Annotated in this window: 17 protein-coding genes; 12 read left to right on the top strand and 5 right to left on the bottom strand. The window is 64.7% G+C overall.

The window, feature by feature from the left end; genetic code table 11:
- Nucleotides 1–44: 44 nt before the first annotated feature.
- The 4 genes from OCL88_RS03575 to OCL88_RS03590 all read left to right on the top strand — a co-directional run bounded on the left by OCL88_RS03575 (nt 45) and on the right by OCL88_RS03590 (nt 3,216).
- On the top strand, nt 45–338 hold the full coding sequence (locus OCL88_RS03575) for a YciI family protein (protein WP_021472613.1): 294 nt from the start codon (nt 45–47) through the stop codon (nt 336–338).
- A gap of 43 nt (nt 339–381) precedes the next feature.
- Nucleotides 382–1,548 (top strand): flavodoxin-dependent (E)-4-hydroxy-3-methylbut-2-enyl-diphosphate synthase, encoded by a 1,167-nt coding sequence (ispG, locus tag OCL88_RS03580; RefSeq protein WP_021472614.1) that lies wholly within the window; start codon nt 382–384, stop codon nt 1,546–1,548.
- Nucleotides 1,511–2,389 (top strand): GNAT family N-acetyltransferase, encoded by an 879-nt coding sequence (locus OCL88_RS03585; protein WP_193593767.1) that lies wholly within the window; start codon nt 1,511–1,513, stop codon nt 2,387–2,389. Before ispG ends, OCL88_RS03585 begins: the two co-directional genes overlap by 38 nt.
- Before the next feature lie 89 nt (nt 2,390–2,478).
- Entirely contained in the window at nt 2,479–3,216 is a 738-nt protein-coding gene (locus tag OCL88_RS03590) for a hypothetical protein (RefSeq protein WP_193591641.1), read from the top strand.
- A 96-nt stretch (nt 3,217–3,312) separates the two neighbouring features.
- On the opposite strand, the gene OCL88_RS03595 is transcribed toward OCL88_RS03590, so the two are convergent.
- Together OCL88_RS03595 and OCL88_RS03600 are read right to left on the bottom strand one after the other, a co-directional pair.
- Entirely contained in the window at nt 3,313–4,056 is a 744-nt protein-coding gene (locus tag OCL88_RS03595; RefSeq protein WP_166184186.1) for an ABC transporter permease, read from the bottom strand.
- An 8-nt stretch (nt 4,057–4,064) separates the two neighbouring features.
- Nucleotides 4,065–4,826, bottom strand: a complete 762-nt coding sequence (locus OCL88_RS03600; RefSeq protein ID WP_264961649.1) for an ABC transporter ATP-binding protein — start codon at nt 4,824–4,826, stop codon at nt 4,065–4,067.
- Between the two features lie 474 nt (nt 4,827–5,300).
- Here OCL88_RS03600 and OCL88_RS03605 point away from each other — a divergent pair, with 474 nt between their 5' ends.
- Nucleotides 5,301–7,112, top strand: a complete 1,812-nt coding sequence (locus tag OCL88_RS03605; RefSeq protein WP_264961650.1) for a proline--tRNA ligase — start codon at nt 5,301–5,303, stop codon at nt 7,110–7,112.
- Nucleotides 7,109–7,903 (top strand): sulfite exporter TauE/SafE family protein, encoded by a 795-nt coding sequence (locus tag OCL88_RS03610; protein ID WP_264961651.1) that lies wholly within the window; start codon nt 7,109–7,111, stop codon nt 7,901–7,903. The genes OCL88_RS03605 and OCL88_RS03610 overlap by 4 nt, the downstream gene beginning before the upstream one ends.
- Here the strand turns inward: OCL88_RS03610 and OCL88_RS03615 are convergent.
- Both OCL88_RS03615 and OCL88_RS03620 read right to left on the bottom strand, forming a co-directional pair.
- Entirely contained in the window at nt 7,900–8,907 is a 1,008-nt protein-coding gene (locus OCL88_RS03615) for an aminoglycoside phosphotransferase family protein (protein WP_264961652.1), read from the bottom strand. The two genes, OCL88_RS03610 and OCL88_RS03615, sit on opposite strands and share 4 nt — an antisense overlap.
- Before the next feature lie 58 nt (nt 8,908–8,965).
- Nucleotides 8,966–10,045 carry a ferritin-like domain-containing protein gene (locus tag OCL88_RS03620; protein WP_264961653.1) on the bottom strand — a complete coding sequence of 360 codons (1,080 nt, stop codon included), beginning with the start codon at nt 10,043–10,045 and terminating at the stop codon, nt 8,966–8,968.
- A 117-nt stretch (nt 10,046–10,162) separates the two neighbouring features.
- Between OCL88_RS03620 and rimP the strand changes: the two genes are divergently transcribed.
- Both rimP and nusA read left to right on the top strand, forming a co-directional pair.
- Nucleotides 10,163–10,774, top strand: coding sequence for a ribosome maturation factor RimP (gene rimP, locus OCL88_RS03625; RefSeq protein ID WP_062095970.1), 612 nt, complete (start codon nt 10,163–10,165; stop codon nt 10,772–10,774).
- Nucleotides 10,774–11,754, top strand: coding sequence for a transcription termination factor NusA (nusA, locus tag OCL88_RS03630; RefSeq protein ID WP_062095972.1), 981 nt, complete (start codon nt 10,774–10,776; stop codon nt 11,752–11,754). Before rimP ends, nusA begins: the two co-directional genes overlap by 1 nt.
- Before the next feature lie 91 nt (nt 11,755–11,845).
- On the opposite strand, the gene OCL88_RS21255 is transcribed toward nusA, so the two are convergent.
- Nucleotides 11,846–12,064, bottom strand: coding sequence for a hypothetical protein (locus OCL88_RS21255; protein WP_370583593.1), 219 nt, complete (start codon nt 12,062–12,064; stop codon nt 11,846–11,848).
- Here OCL88_RS21255 and OCL88_RS03635 point away from each other — a divergent pair.
- From OCL88_RS03635 to OCL88_RS03650, 4 genes are all read left to right on the top strand, one after another.
- The gene (locus OCL88_RS03635) at nt 11,984–12,238 is read left to right on the top strand and encodes a YlxR family protein (protein ID WP_410868074.1); all 255 of its coding nucleotides are present in this window, start codon (nt 11,984–11,986) and stop codon (nt 12,236–12,238) included. The genes OCL88_RS21255 and OCL88_RS03635 overlap by 81 nt on opposite strands.
- A 152-nt stretch (nt 12,239–12,390) precedes the next feature.
- Nucleotides 12,391–15,273: a translation initiation factor IF-2 gene (gene infB, locus OCL88_RS03640; protein WP_021472626.1), complete on the top strand. Its 2,883-nt coding sequence runs from the start codon at nt 12,391–12,393 to the stop codon at nt 15,271–15,273.
- Between the two features lie 78 nt (nt 15,274–15,351).
- Complete coding sequence (gene rbfA / locus OCL88_RS03645; RefSeq protein ID WP_264961655.1) at nt 15,352–15,855, top strand: 30S ribosome-binding factor RbfA; 504 nt, start codon at nt 15,352–15,354, stop codon at nt 15,853–15,855.
- Between the two features lie 77 nt (nt 15,856–15,932).
- Nucleotides 15,933–16,415, top strand: coding sequence for a nucleoside deaminase (locus tag OCL88_RS03650; RefSeq protein WP_193591637.1), 483 nt, complete (start codon nt 15,933–15,935; stop codon nt 16,413–16,415).
- Nucleotides 16,416–16,444 lie beyond the last annotated feature (29 nt).

Consider the following 16,444-nt stretch of genomic DNA (forward strand, 5'->3'; position numbering starts at 1 on the left):
CCCCGGTGGCAGAGCATCCGCACCCGGCGGGATAGGCTAACACCATGACTGTTTTCGCTGTTGAGTATGTTTACGCGGCCGACTCCGGGGCCATCCGCGACGAGACCCGTCCCGCACACCGCGCTTGGCTTAGCGACCTCGCTGACGAAGGTGCGCTGCTTGCCAGCGGTCCGTACGGTGACGGCGCAGGCGCGCTGCTGATCTTCAAATCCCGCGACGAAGCTGAACTCACTGACCTCCTGAAGCAGGATCCGTTTGCTGACGCCGGCGCCATCGCCGGAATCCGCACCACCGAATGGTCGCCCATTATTGGGCTTCTTTCGGAGCACGCCTCCTGATTCAGGTACCCACCACCAGATACACCCAACCCAAGGAGTCCACGTGACCTCGGTCAGCCTGGGAATGCCAGCCGCCCCTCCACCCGTCCTCGCTCCGCGACGCAAAACGCGGCAAATCAAGGTCGGCTCGGTAGGTGTTGGCTCTGATTACCCCATCAGCGTGCAGTCAATGACCACCACTCCCACCACGGACATCAATGCCACGCTCCAGCAGATCGCCGAGCTGACCGCGTCCGGTTGCGACATCGTCCGTGTTGCGTGCCCTTCTGCCGATGACGCCGAGGCCTTGCCGATCATTGCCCGCAAGTCGCAGATCCCGGTGATCGCGGACATCCACTTCCAGCCCAAGTACGTCTTCGCCGCCATTGAGGCAGGGTGCGCCGCTGTCCGTGTGAACCCGGGCAACATCCGGAAGTTCGATGACCAGGTCAAGGAAATCGCCGCTGCTGCCAGGGACCACGGCACTTCCATACGCATCGGCGTCAACGCCGGTTCGCTGGAGCCCGGCATCCTCAAGAAGTACGGCAAGGCCACTCCAGAAGCCCTGGTGGAATCAGCCGTATGGGAAGCTTCGCTCTTTGAGGAACACGGCTTCCATGACTTCAAGATCTCCGTGAAGCACAACGACCCCGTGGTCATGGTTGCCGCCTACGAGATGCTCGCAGAAAAGGGTGACTGGCCCCTGCACCTGGGCGTCACAGAAGCGGGCCCTGCCTTCCAGGGAACCATCAAGTCGGCCACGGCTTTCGGCGCGCTCCTGTCCCGCGGCATCGGTGACACTATCCGTGTGTCCCTGTCCGCTCCTCCCGTCGAGGAGATCAAGGTGGGCAACCAGATCCTGCAGTCGCTCAACCTTCGCCCGCGCAAGCTGGAAATCGTGTCCTGCCCGTCCTGCGGCCGTGCCCAGGTGGACGTCTACACCCTCGCCGAGGAAGTGACGGCAGGGCTGGAAGGCATGGAGATTCCCCTTCGCGTAGCGGTGATGGGTTGCGTAGTGAATGGACCCGGTGAGGCCCGTGAAGCGGACCTCGGCGTTGCTTCCGGCAACGGCAAGGGGCAGATCTTCGTGAAGGGCGAAGTCATCAAGACCGTGCCCGAAAGCCAAATTGTTGAGACACTGATCGAAGAGGCGATGCGCATCGCCGAAGAGATGGGGGAGGCCGATGGCGAAGATGCTGTCAAAGGTAGCCCCGTGGTTAGCGTCTCGTAACGAGGCCGGCCTGGGAGTCAGGGTGCTCGGCGCTGCCGACACCCTGGCCCTTCGCGCGCTTGCGAATGAAGATCCTGTAGCGAACGTTTTCATCCTCGCGCACTTGGACAGCGTAGGAACAGCGGCGCCCACCAGCGGTGGCGCGAAGGTCTACGGCGTTTTCGACGACGACCGGCTCATCGGGGCTTGCTGGGCAGGAGCCAACATGGTCCCTGTTCAACTGGACCCCGCACTGGTGGAGCACGTAGCCGCAGCGGCACACCAAGCGGGCCGTCGCTACGCCTCCATCTTCGGCCCGGCCGAGAGCGTCCTGGCCCTCTACTCGAAGTTTGAGCAACTAGGGCACTTTGCCCATGAAGTCCGCGAGCGGCAACCCCTCCTCACCATCTCGGGCGCACCGGCCATTCCAGCCAACCCCTCATTGATCTTCGGCACCATGGCGGACTTCGATCGGATACTTCCCGCTTGTGCTGCCATGTTCGAAGAGGAAGTAGGGTATTCGCCGTTCCTCGGCGGCCAGGACTTCTACAGCCGGCGTGTTGCCGGCCTGATCCGGCAAGGCCACTCCCTGGTCCACATCGATGCGGATGGCACCGTGGTGTTCAAAGCCGAACTCGGCGCGGTCACGCGGGACGTCACCCAGGTGCAGGGCGTATGGATGAACCCCGGTCTCCGCGGCAGGGGTGAGAGCGCCGGCTACATGGCCGCCGTCGTCAACCTCGCCAAGACCTTCGCCCCCGTCACAAGCCTCTACGTCAACGACTTCAATGCCAAGGCGCGGGCAACCTATGAGCGGGTGGGCTTCACGCAGGCGGGCACGTTTGCCACGGTGCTCTTCTAGCGCGGGGTGCCGGAGAACCCCTGTTCGGGCTTGTAGGCTTGTCCCGGCCAACAATTGTCGGCTCATCGCTCGAACTCATTGGGGAAAAAATGAAGAGGAACGCTCTGCGCGGATTTGCCGCAGCAGGACTTTTGGTCATCGGACTTACTGCATGTGGCGGCGGCGCATCGACGGACGCTGCGTCCTCGGCTCCGGCCGGCGAAACCCCGTCCGCCACACCCACGCCCACCGAGGCAAAGCAGTACACCACGCAGGAGCTCGTAGACCTCGTGAAGCAGATCAAGGCCGACGACGGGTCCGAACTTACGGTCTCTGCCATTGACGATCTTGCCAGCCAGCAGAACCCGCTCAAGGAACTCATCAGCCAGATGACCATCGAACCGGCAGAGTGCAAAGAGCTCAGCACCCTGGGTGCGTCCCAGTCGATCGAGGGCTCCACGGCCGCAGCAGGAGCCAAGATTGACACGGATGCCCAGGTGGTCACCGGCATCTCGCTCATTTCCGGCGTCGACAAGGAAGTTCTGACGAAGAGCCTGGAAGACAACGAGGACCAGGCTGCCAAGTGCGCGAACATGACCATGACCATGGGCGGTTCCACTTTGAAGGTCAGCACCGAGAAATTCGACGGCATCAGCTCCGTGCCCGGGGCCAAGGGTTTCAAGACCGCAATGGTCCTGCCCGACGGCCGGAGCCAGTCCACGTACATGGGCTTTGCCATCAAGGACGGCGTGCTGATTTCGGCAACCGCCTCCGGTGCCAACGCTGAGAGCGAAGGGGTTGCCGCAGCAGGCGCCCTGATGGATCAGGCCGCGGCACTCATCAAGTAGCACGCAGCCATCGGGCAGTTGTGGTTGCTCCCAAGCCGGGAACAGCCACAACTGCCCGCTGCGTTTCTGCTGCGGCAAGCACCTTCCGCCGCTGGCTTATGTGGTCTGCCTCCGCAGCGTCAGGGAAGCGAGCACCAGGACTCCCACCACGATTCCACCCATCACGGCCGTATCCTGCCACAGGGCTTCCGTGGCGTCGGCGTGGGCTGCGATTTCCTGCAGGGCATCGACCGAGAAAGTCAACGGGAGCGCACCTGAGATGCCGTCGAGGACATCGTTCATGTTCTCCCGGGCCACAAAGAGTCCGCACAGCAGGATCTGCGGCACTACGACCACCGGCATGAACTGGACGGCCTGGAACTCGGTCCGGGCAAACGCCGAACACAGCAGCCCCAGTGCCACGCCGAGGACGGCATTGATCACGGCGATCATCACCACCAAGCCGGGGCTTCCTTTGATGTCCAAGTCGAAAATCCAGTAGGCAACGGCTGTAGCCACCAGGGACTGCAGGGCAGCCATGAGGGAGAAGGCCAGGGCGTAGCCGAACAGCAGGTCCGCTTTGTGAATGGGTGTGGTCAGCAGCCGCTCAAGCGTTCCCGAGGTCCGTTCGCGGAGCATGGTGATTGACGTGACGAGGAACATCACCACAAACGGGAAGATGGCGAGCATCATCAGGCCCACGCGGTCGAAGGTCCTTGGAACCCCTGGCGGCAACGTCTCGTTTTCGAACAGGAAATAGACGGCTGCCAGCAGCAGTGCCGGAACCACCAGGATGAGGGCAATACTGCGGTGATCGTGCCGCAGCTGGCCCAGGACGCGTGCGGCGGTAGCCAAGGTCATGCGCAGGTTCATGATGCGGCACCAGCCTTGCGGGCATCGGTGATCATGGCCAGGAACGCCCGTTCAAGGTCCTTGTTCCGGCCGCGTCGGGCCAGTTCCTCCGGCGTCAGCTGTGCCAGCAACTGTCCGTCGCGCAGCAGCAGCAACGACGAACAATGGGACGCCTCCTCCATGACGTGGGAGGAGATCAGCAACGTGGTTCCTGCAGCAGCCATTGCCGCGAACCGTCCCCACAGCTCGGCCCTCAGCACCGGGTCCAGGCCCCCTGTCGGTTCATCGAGCACCAACAGCGCGGGATGCGCCACCAAGGCACAGGCCAGCGACACGCGGCTGAACTGCCCGCCTGAAAGGTCTACGGCCTTCCGGCGCATGTGGGATTCAAGCCCGACGGCGGCAATCGCCTGGGCGACGTCCGCCGCCGTCGCGCCGTGCAGGGCGCCGAAGTACTTGACGTTCGCTGCCACGCTCAGGTCTCCGTAGACGCTGGCACCCTGGGTGACATATCCGATGTCGTTCCTCAAGGATGCGCTGCCCGCCGGGCGGCCAAGGACGCTCAAGGTTCCCCCGCTGATCTTCTGTACGCCGACGATCGCCCGCATGAGAGTGGTCTTTCCACTGCCGGAGGGACCAATCAGGCCCGTAATCCGCCCCGGCATGATGCTGAACTCCAACCCGCGCAGGATTGTGGTCCGCCCCCTGGAGACGTGCAACCCTGAGGCCGCGATTGCGGCAGTTTCCGGGTCCTGGGAAGGGGCTGTTCCGCGCGGCATTGCGTGCCTCCCGACGCATAGCTGATTCACCAACCGGTGAATTGAAGCTAGGCCGGGACAGGCCACCCGTCAATGCCCCGGGGCGGGTGGTTCCTTGAAAAGGTGTCTCCAATCACATACATTCGTCCCTAGCCGTGTCGTTGGGGGCAAGGGTGGCAAAGGGGGAAACCATGGAACTTACCTCAAAGGGTATGTGGTGCCCTCCGTCCATCCATAAGCTCGGCAGTGACCAATGCTTCCCAGCCGCAGGAGGTCCTTTTCCGCTGGAGGGAACAGGAGTCTAGTCTCCATACGGAGTCTGCGGCCGGCCGGCCGTTGAGCCACGCCATTGCAGGATGACCAGCCGGTTCGGCCAGGGGCTTCCAAACGCGAAGGCGTGGCTCATCTGTTTCCACGTTCCAAAGGCGCTCCCGCCAGCCGGTAGATTAGTAGGAGTTCTTTTTGCCCTGCTGCCATAGAAACGGATAAGTACCCGTGGTCCTTCGCCTCTCCCAGTTGTTCCTGCGCACTTTGCGCGAAGATCCCGTCGACGCCGAGGTGGCCAGCCACAAGCTTTTGGTCCGCGCCGGCTACATTCGACGGGCTGCTCCCGGCATCTACACCTGGCTGCCGCTGGGGTTGAGCGTGCTGCGCAAGGTGGAGGAGATCATCCGCCAGGAAATGGCCGCCATCGGCGCCCAGGAAGTGCATTTCCCTGCCCTCCTGCCGCGGGAACCCTACGAGGCCACCAACCGCTGGACCGAGTACGGCGAAGGCCTCTTCCGCCTCCAGGACCGCAAGGGGGCGGACTACCTGCTTGCGCCGACGCACGAAGAGATGTTCACGCTGCTGGTCAAGGACCTGTACTCGTCCTACAAGGACCTGCCGTTGAGCCTCTACCAGATCCAGAACAAGTACCGGGACGAGGCACGTCCGCGGGCCGGCCTGCTGCGTGGGCGCGAGTTCATCATGAAGGACTCCTACTCCTTCGACGTTGACGACGCCGGCCTGGACGCCAGCTACGCCGCCCACCGTGCCGCCTACCTCAAGATCTTCGAGCGCCTGGGCCTGGAAGTTGTTCCGGTAGCGGCCACCGCCGGAGCCATGGGCGGCTCCAAGAGCGAAGAATTCCTCTTCCCCACGGAGATCGGCGAGGACACCTTCGTCCGGTCGGCCGGCGGTTACGCTGCCAACGTCGAAGCAGTCACCACCGTTGTCCCGGCGGAGATCGACTTCACCAACGCCCCGGCTGCCGAGGTGCTGGACACCCCGAATACGCCCACCATCGAAACCCTGGTGGACGCTGCCAACCAGCTCGCTCCCCGCAGCGGGTCCGACGGCGGCGCCTGGACAGCCGCCGACACGCTCAAGAACGTCGTCCTTGCCGTCACCCTGCCCACGGGTGAGCGCCAGATCGTAGTCATCGGCGTCCCCGGCGACCGCGCGGTTGACCTCAAGCGCGTTGAAGCCAATATCGGCGCCTTCCTGCCCATCGGCGGAGAGGTGGGACTCGAAGCTGCCAACGAGGAAGACCTCAAGAAGCTGCCGTGGCTGGTCAAAGGCTACATTGGCCCGGGCCTTTCCGTTGATGAAGCTGTCCTGGGGCTCGAGGGTTCCTCCAAGCTCCTCTACCTGGTGGACCCGCGCGTCGTCGCCGGTACCACCTGGATTACCGGCGCCAACCTGGACGGCAAGCACGTCTTTGGACTCGTCGCCGGCCGCGACTTCACATGGGACGGCGTCATCGAAAGCACGGAGGTCCGCGCGGGAGATCCCGCTCCGGACGGCTCCGGTCCCTTGGAAACTGCCCGCGGCATCGAGATGGGCCACATCTTCCAGCTCGGCCGCAAGTACGCCGAAGCCCTGGACCTGAAGGTACTGGACCAGAACGGCAAGCAGGTGGTGGTCACCATGGGCTCCTACGGTGTAGGCGTCACGCGTGCCGTGGCTGCCCTCGCCGAGGCCAACCATGACGACCGTGGCCTGGTGTGGCCGCGCTCGGTTGCTCCGGCCGACGTCCACGTTGTGGCTGTAGGCCGCGGTGACGAGATCTTCGATGCTGCCGGGAATCTTTCCGCGGAGCTGCAGGACGCGGGCCTGGACGTCATCTTCGACGACCGTCCCAAGGTCTCTCCGGGCGTGAAGTTCGGGGACGCGGAGCTCTTGGGCGTTCCCACCATCCTCGCTGTCGGCCGCGGCCTGGTTGACGGCGTCGTTGAGATCAAGGACCGCCGCAGCGGCGAGGCTGAAAATGTCCCGGTGGACAAGGCCGTCGATTACGTGGTCAACGCTGTCCGCAGCCGTTGATCTCCGGCTTCGAAGGAATCCAGCTCACCACGCTCATCTTGATTGTGGTGGCTGGATTCGCGGCCGGCTGGGTTGACGCAGTGGTGGGCGGCGGCGGACTGATCCAGTTGCCCGCATTGCTCCTGGTACCGGGGATCACCCCTGTCCAGGCGCTGGCCACCAACAAGATGGGGTCCATCTTTGGTACTGCCACCAGTGCCGCCACGTATTACCGGCGCGTTGGTCCTGACCTCAGGACGGCCGTTCCCATGGCAGTCATCGCCCTCGCCGGCAGCTTCGGCGGGGCGGTTCTTGCCGCGTCGCTGCCGGCCAGCGTTTTCAAGCCCATTATTGTGCTGGCGCTCATCGTCGTCGCCGTTTTTACTGCCGTGCGCCCGAACGCAGGCGAGTTGACGGCGTTACGCCACGACGGACACAGGCATTACGTCATTGCCTGCCTGATTGGCGGCGTCATCGGTTTCTATGACGGCCTGATCGGACCGGGCACGGGCTCGTTCCTGGTCGTCGCCTTGGTGTCCGCGCTCGGTTATGCGTTCCTGGAAGCCAGCGCCAAGGCGAAGATCGTCAACATGGCCACCAACGCCGGTGCTCTGCTCTTCTTCCTCCCGCACGGCTCCTTGATGTGGGGCGTTGGCCTCGTCCTGGGGTTCTCCAACATGGCCGGCGGCTACCTCGGAGCCCGCACGGCCGTGGCCAGGGGGAGCCGTTTTGTCCGGCTGGTCTTCCTGGTGGTCGTCGCCGCGCTGGTCATCAAGCTTGGCATTGACGTGTGGAACGAGAACTTCGCTTAGCTCCGGGCCGCTCCTGGAACCGGAAGCTCGTGGGCGCGGGGGAGACCGTCCAGGGTCTTGCCTGCCAGCGTGCTGGCCACCCACAGGGAACGCGCCACGTCGCCGCTGTGGCCGTGTTTTTGGGCATACCACAGGGCGTTGTGGACCTCGCGGGCGATGCTCCACTGCCGGGCGGCCTCGGGATCGAGTCCGGCTGCGATGCTGAACCCCAGGCACCGCTCACGTAATCCCGTCTCCGGGTCTGCGGGCGGCAGGTCCGGGATCCGGTTCCACAGAACAGGTGCCACAGCAAACTCGGCCTCGCCGATCTGCGGTTGGGGATCGATGGCCAGACAGCCCTTTCCGTCCTCTGTGGCCAGAATGTTCATGAAGTGAAGGTCAGTGTGGACCAGGACGTCCTTGCCTGAGCGGCGGCCCACTGCGCCGCGGGTCTGGCAGACCTCCAGTGCCGCTTCCAGCAGCCAGCGGGGGAAGGGCATGCCCAGGAGTGCCCAGTCCTGCGGGAGCTCATCAGTCCATCGCTCGGCAGTCGCTGCAATGTGATCCATGGCCAGCCATTCCGGCCTGTCGTCCGGGGTGATCGACAATCGACGGACGACGTCGGCCCAGACCTCGCGCGCCTGGTCCACCGGTACATCCTGCAGCGACGCCGATGCGTCCAAGCGGTCCAGCAGCATTGAACAGTTCCGGCTGTCCACCTCGAGGAGTCGCACCGCGCCGTTTCCGTTCCAGAGTGCCAGGGCGAGGGGCTCGGCAATGGCTTCGTCGTGGGGGTAGGCGATCTTCAGGGCTGCCGGCTTGTTGTTGCGGAGAACCGGGATAACCACGGCCCCGTGGCCGTTCCATGGTTGGTTCCCTGGCCCGAGGTCCACTTGGAGGTCCCAGCGGTCCACTGCGCCCCGGATGAGCCCGGGGAGGCTTGCCAGCCAATCCCGCCCGGCGGAGTCGCGGTTGTACCGGGCGTGCAGCTCGCCCGGGATCGGAATCGCAGCGTGTGGTCCCACGTCCTCAGCCTAGCTCCCGCACCCGGGTTGTTGCCGTTCCTGGCCGGGACACGCCCCGCTAATTGCCCGCCGCGGTGGGAACAGGCGTTGGCAGTGCAGGCAGGTCCTCAACGTCCACCGCCAGGCCCGGCAGCGCGGGCCACGCAGCACCCCAGGCCAGGGCGCGCCGTGTGGCTGCCATCAGGGCTTCGGCGGCCCACGCCCGGGTCCGTCCGTCAGAGAGGGCGATCAGGTCACCAAACGCCGGCAGGGAGCCGATTTCCATCATGCCCAGGGCGGCGGCAGGGTCCTCCGTGAAGTGCTCGCCGAGGCGGTAGCCTGCCTCTCGCCGGGGAACATCCGCGCAGTTGGCACGCGTCAGCAGCTCGGCTTCCTTGAGCAGCTGCTGATGTGCCGCCAACGACTTCGCGGCTGCGCTTGCCTCCGCCTCCGGGAGCCGCTTCAGTGCTACCTGATAGACGTAGACCGATTCGTGTTCCAACCGCACGGCAGCAGCCAAGGCCGACGCCGTGGTCGCGGCGGCCGGATCCGTCGCCGGGCTGGCCGATGAGCAGGCCGCGTCCTGTCCGCCGGAGTCCGAAGCAGCTGGCACTGGAGAAGCAGCGGGTGCTGGAGAAGCGGCGGGTCCTGCAGGAGCGGGGGCGGGCAGCTTGAGCCGGGCTGCGATTCTTTCGGCTTCCAGGACCTGGGCGGTTCCGACGGCGGCCAGCAGCCGGGATGTCCCGCCGTCGGCCTTCTCTGCATCGCGGAGGCGCTGTCCTCCGCTGGCGGAAAGGCGGGTAGCCACGTCAGCCGGGGTGTCCAGGTCCGTAACGCCGGTACGTGTCGGGGATTCCACGGGTGGACGGTCCCCGGCCTTCAGCAGGGCCCGTGCATGGGTTGTCAGCAATGTCACAGCGTCGGCCAACGCGGTATCCGCAGCGTTGCTTCCTTGCGCGTCCACCAGCCGACCGGCGGATTCCCGCAGGGCTGCCGCGTCTTCGTAGGCGGCCGCGCGTGCACTTTCAGAGAACGGAACCGGCTCAGGATCCCCGGAATCCCGCGGAAGGATGACCATTCCGGTAGCGGCCACCAGCAGCGCAACCAAGCCAACGAGCACGATGCGCGGCCAATGACGCGGCGTCTTTTTCGGGCTCATCAGCTTGTTCACAAATCACCATGGTGTCATGCGGCGGGTGAAGCCGGTGCACCATGTTGCCGCGAAAATCGTTAGGCTAGTAGTCACAACAACATCTATCGGGAGGCGGCGGGCAGCGTGAGTGACTCGGAAGCCACTACTTCAACAGACCGTGCTGGCACGGACTCATCGGCCACCGTCCACAACCCGGAAGAAAGCAGGCTCAAGGCCCTGCTGGAGCCGGCTGTCCTGGCCAACAGGCTCTACCTTGAGGACGTCTCCATCCATGTCGCCGGGTCGCACCGGACCGTTCATGTGGTGGTGGACCTGCCCCAGGAGGAGACCGGCGGTGTCAGCCTTGACGCGATCGCCGATGTGTCCCGTGGGCTGTCCGATATCCTTGACAACGATCCCCACGACGACGGCCGTCCCTATGACCTCGAGGTGTCCTCGCCCGGCGTCGGACGCCCGTTGACCGAACCGCGGCATTGGCACCGCGCACGTGGCCGCATGGTCAAGGTCAACGTCATTCAGGGAGAAAACATCCTCGGGCGCATCGCATCCGTGGATGATTCGGGTGTGACCCTTATCCCCGAGCACGAGGTCAAGAAGGGCATGAAGCCCAAGCAGGGTGACCCCATCACTATTCCTTTCGACAGGATCCGCCAAGGAAAAGTCGAGATTGAATTCAGCCACCTCCAGGAGGCCGGGCTGGCAGACGAACACAATGGACCTTCCGAGGAGGCCTAATGGATATTGACATGAGCGCACTGAGACTTCTGGAGCGTGAGCGTGAAATCCCGCTGGACCTCCTGATCCCCACCATCGAGCAGGCGCTCCTGGTGGCCTACCACAAGACGCCCGGCGCCTTCGAGCGGGCCCGCGCAGAGCTTGACCGCAAGAGCGGGCACGTGACCATCTGGGCAACCGAAATCGACGACGACGGCGAGGCCGTTGGCGAGTTCGAGGACACCCCTGCAGGGTTCGGCCGCATTGCGGCCAGCACCGCACGCCAGATCATCCTCCAGCGCCTTCGCGACGTCGAGGACGACAACGTCCTTGGTGAGTTCAAGGGCCGTGAGGGCGAACTCGTGGCCGGCATGATCCAGCAGGGCAACAACCCGCACATGATCCAGGTCAACCTGGGCACGGTGGAGGCTTTGCTGCCGCCGCCCGAACAGGTTCCGGGGGAGAAGTACCTGCACGGAAGCCGCTTGCGTGCCTTCGTCGTCGATGTCCACCGTGGCGCCAAGGGTCCGTCCATCACCCTGTCCCGTTCGCACCCCGGCTTGGTCCGCAAGCTCTTCGAAATGGAAGTCCCGGAGATCGCTGACCGTTCCGTGGAGATCGTGGCACTCGCCCGCGAGGCCGGGCACCGGACCAAGATTGCAGTCAAGGCCAACGCCCCCGGCGTCAACGCCAAGGGTGCATGCATCGGCGAGATGGGCTCCCGTGTCCGCGCGGTCATGACCGAGCTGAACGACGAAAAAATCGACATCGTCGACTACAGCGAGGATCCCGCAACGTTCATCGCGAACTCGTTGTCGCCGTCGAGGGTGAGTTCGGTCACCATCACTGATGAGGCCACGCGTTCGGCACGTGTGGTTGTGCCGGACTACCAGCTGTCACTGGCCATCGGCAAGGAGGGCCAGAATGCGCGGCTCGCCGCCAAGCTGACCGGCTGGCGGATCGACATCGTGTCCGACGCTGCCGGCACTAAAACTGACTGAATAAGGCCTGTGCCGTGAGCCCCCGCCATTCCCCGCGGGGGTTCCGGTTTCGGCTGTCAGGAGCAGGGGGCTAGAATAGATGGAACCGGGCTTACGTCCGGTATCCGTTCGTGGAGGTGCGTAAGGCAGGTTGGGACACATAGTGGCTGAACTGCCCGGACATGGCCCTGGCCCTGTCCGCACCTGCATTGGATGCCGGAAGCAAGGCTCCCGGTCCGAGCTCCTCCGGCTGGTCGCCCAAGGCAACGGTTCGTCCGTTGTCGTAGTGGATGAACGACGCCGGATGGCCGGCAGGGGTGCGTGGCTGCACCCCGACGAAAAATGCCTGGCATTGGCGATCAAGCGGCGCGCTTTCGGAAGGGCCCTTGCGGGCGCTGCCGAAACGACCGCCGTCGAACGCTATTTCATGCCGGGTATGCCACTTGCGGAGGCCCAGGCCTCCGCGGGAAAACCGTCCAAACCTGAAAGCGGGTCAGAAATCTGATGGAAACCCGATGAGTTCCCAGCGATGAGTGCGTAACGATGACAACTTTGTTGCGCTCTGCAATGGGCCTGTCCGCCGTGGAAGCGGTAAGGGCCCGCAGTAAGAAGTAGACGGTTCGTGCCTGGCTCGGTGCGGACCGAGACAGGAGAAATGTGGCCAAGGTCCGCGTACATGAGCTCGCCAAAGAGCTCGGTATTACTTCCAAAGATGCAGTAACCAAACTGCAGGAATTGGGCGAATTCGTTCGCTCCGCCTCTTCCACCATTGAGGCCCCCGTCGTGAAGAAGCTTCGCGACGCTTTCCCGGGTGCCGGCGCTGCAAAGTCCGCCGCCCCCTCAGCTGCACCTGCAGCACGTCCCTCAACACCGGCAGCATCCCGTCCGGCTGCGCCGACTCCGGGACCTGCAGCACCGAAGGCTCCGGCTGCTCCGGCTCCGGCAGCTCCGGCTGCCTCCACGCCTGCTCCGGCGGCGCCCGCGGCTCCGGCTGCGTCCACTCCGGCTGCATCCGCTCCGTCTGCGGCAAAGCCCGGTGCCCGGCCTGCTCCCAAGTCGGACTCGTCCTCTGCCCGTCCGGGTGGACAGGCACCCCGTCCGGGCGGTCCGCGTCCGGGCAACAACCCGTTCGCTACGTCCCAGGGCATGCCCCGCGGCCGTGGTGGCGATGGTGAACGTCCGCCGCGTCCGGGCAACAACCCCTTTGCAACGTCCCAGGGCATGCCCCGTCCGGGTGGCCGCACTGACGGTGAGCGTTCCGGCGGTCCCCGCCCTGCAGCAGGCGCCGGCGGTCCCCGTCCGGCAGCCGGTTCCGGTGGTCCCCGTCCCGCTGCAGGCTCAGGCGGTCCGCGCCCCGGCGCTCCCCGTCCCGGCGCTCCCCGTCCCGGTGCTCCCCGCCCCGGCGGGGGCCCTGGCGGAAACCGTCCTACACCGGGCATGATGCCCAACCGCACTGAGCGTCCGGCTCCCACCGGGGGTCGCCCGGGTGGTCCGGGTCGTCCGGGTGGTCCGGGCCGTCCCGGCGGCGGACCCGGTGGTGGCACCGGTGGCGGAGCTCCCGCCGGCGGTGGCTTCGGCAAGGGTGGCCGCGGTCGCGGTGGTACCCAGGGTGCGTTCGGCAAGGGCGGCGCAGGCCGTGGCAAGCAGCGTAAGTCGAAGCGCGCAAAGCGCCAGGAACTGGAGCAGATGAGCGCTCCGTCGCTGGGCGGCGTCACCGTACCCCGCGGCGACGGCGAAACGATCATCCGCTTGCGTCGTGGTTCCTCCATCACTGACTTCGCAGAGAAGATTGATGCAAACCCCGCCTCGCTGGTGACGGTTCTGTTCCACCTCGGCGAGATGGCTACGGCAACGCAGTCCTTGGACGAGGACACCTTCGCCCTGCTCGGCGAGGAACTCGGCTACAAGCTGCAGGTTGTCTCTCCGGAAGACGAGGAGCGCGAACTCCTCGACTCGTTCGACATCGACCTCCAGGGTGAACTGGATGCCGAAGGTGACGACGTCCTTGAGCCGCGTGCACCCGTTGTTACGGTCATGGGCCACGTTGATCACGGTAAGACCCGCCTCCTGGACGCCATCCGCAACTCCAATGTTGTGGCCGGCGAACACGGCGGCATCACCCAGCACATCGGTGCTTACCAGATCAGCCACGTCCACGAGGGCACTGCCCGCGACATCACGTTCATTGACACCCCGGGTCACGAGGCCTTCACGGCCATGCGTGCCCGTGGTGCCAAGGTCACCGACATCGCGATCCTGGTTGTCGCAGCCGATGACGGCGTCATGCCGCAGACGGTTGAAGCGCTCAACCACGCCCAGGCGGCCGGTGTGCCGATCGTGGTGGCCGTGAACAAGATCGACAAGGAAGGCGCCAACCCGGACAAGGTCAAGGGCCAGCTCACCGAGTACGGCCTGGTTCCCGAAGAATACGGTGGCGACACCATGTTCGTTGAGGTCTCTGCACGCCAGAACCTGAACATCGATGAACTGATCGACGCTGTCCTGCTCACGGCCGACGCCGCCTTGGACCTGCGTGCCAACCCGGACAAGGACGCTCGCGGCATTGCCATCGAAGCGAACCTGGACAAGGGCCGCGGTGCGGTTGCCACCGTCCTGGTGCAGTCCGGAACCCTGGCCGTCGGAGACACGATCGTTGCAGGTACTGCACACGGCCGCGTCCGCGCCATGTTCGACGAGAACGGTGAGGCACTGGACGTGGCACTGCCGTCGCGTCCGGTCCAGGTCCTCGGTTTGTCCAACGTGCCGCGTGCAGGTGACACCTTCCTGGTGACGCCGGACGAGCGTACGGCCCGCCAGATCGCCGAGAAGCGTGAAGCCGCGGACCGTAACGCCGCACTGGCCAAGCGCCGCAAGCGCATCAGCCTCGAAGACTTCGACCAGGCTGTTGCCGAAGGCAAGATCGACACCCTCAACCTCATCCTCAAGGGTGACGTTTCCGGTGCCGTGGAAGCCCTCGAAGATGCCTTGCTCAAGATCGACGTCGGCGACGACGACGTTCAGCTCCGCGTCATCCACCGCGGTGTGGGTGCCATCACGCAGAATGACGTCAACCTGGCGACGGTGGACAACGCCATCATCATCGGCTTCAACGTCAAGCCTGCCGAGCGGGTGGCCGAACTGGCCGACCGCGAAGGCGTGGACATGCGCTTCTACTCCGTCATCTACGCAGCAATCGATGACATCGAGATGGCCCTCAAGGGCATGCTCAAGCCGGAGTACGAGGAAGTCCAGCTTGGTACCGCCGAGGTCCGCGAGGTCTTCCGTTCTTCCAAGTTCGGAAACATCGCCGGCTCGATCGTCCGTACGGGCATCATCCGCCGTAACGCCAAGGCACGCGTCAGCCGTGACGGCAAGGTCATCGGTGACAACCTCACCGTTGAGACCCTCAAGCGGTTCAAGGACGACGCCACCGAAGTCCGCAGCGACTTCGAGTGTGGTATCGGTCTTGGCTCGTACAACGACATCGCCGAAGGCGACATCATCGAGACCTTCGAGATGCGCGAGAAGCCGCGCGTCTAAGGTTCCGTTGGAGCGGGTCCGCCGGGATTATCCCGGCGGACCCGTTCCGTTCCCGTTTCTACTTTCCAGGAGGAAGTCATGGCTGATCCGGCACGCGCTGCCAAATTGGCACAGCGGATTAAGGTCGTGGTTGCCGAGGCCCTCGGGCGTCGGGTCAAGGATCCGCGCGTCGAGTCCGTCACCGTCACCGACGCCCGCGTCACCAACGACCTGCAGCATGCCACGGTGTACTACACCGTGTTCGGCGACGAGGTTGCACAGTCCGATGCCGCAAAGGCCTTGGAGAAGGCCAAGGGCGTACTGCGGCAGGAAGTCGGCCGCAACATCACCGTGCGCCTGACGCCTACCCTCGAGTTTGTTGCCGACCAGATCCCGGTCAACGCCTCGAACCTCGAGGAGCTCCTGCGCGAAGCCAAGCGCCGTGATGCGGAGCTTGCCGCATTGCGCGCCAGCGCCAAGCACGCAGGCGAGGCAGACCCGTACAAGAGCGACTCAGCGCATGACGTTGACGAAGACGATTTCGACGAAGAGGACATCGACCTCACCGCCGATGACGACCTGGACGAAGACAGCAACCGCTAGCCGTGTTATCGGAAAATGCCTCCGGGACCTTGTTCCCGGGGGCATTTTTTCGTCTCCGCACTCGCTAGGATCGAGGCATGCCAGCACACAGCGAAGAACAACGCAACGAGTACCTTGAACAGGCCATCCGGTTGGCGATCAGGAACGTCTCCGACGGCGGTGGCCCCTTCGGTGCCGTGGTGGTCACTCCGGACGGGGCCGTTCATGAAGGCGTCAACCGCGTGACCCTGGACAACGATCCCACGGCGCACGCCGAAGTCGTGGCCATCCGTCGCGCGGCGGCTGATACGGCTAATTTCGACCTCACCGGTTCCGTGCTCTACGCAAGCTGCGAACCCTGTCCGCTGTGCCTGTCGGCGACGTTGTGGGCGAGGATCGGGCACGTCTATTACGCAGCGGACCGCCACGGCGCGGCGCGTGCGGGCTTTGACGATGCCCTCTTCTATGAATACTTTGCCGGTACCCGTCCCGAGCTGCTGCCGGTGGAGCACACCCCGCTGACGGCGTCAGATTCCCCGTTCGAGGCGTGGCGGAACTATGCGGGGCGGGTCGACTACTGACGCTGCTGCGCTCCGCCGTCGGGCATCCG

Source organism: Paenarthrobacter sp. PAE-2, assembly GCF_026013155.1.
GTDB classification, from domain to species: domain Bacteria; phylum Actinomycetota; class Actinomycetes; order Actinomycetales; family Micrococcaceae; genus Arthrobacter; species Arthrobacter ureafaciens.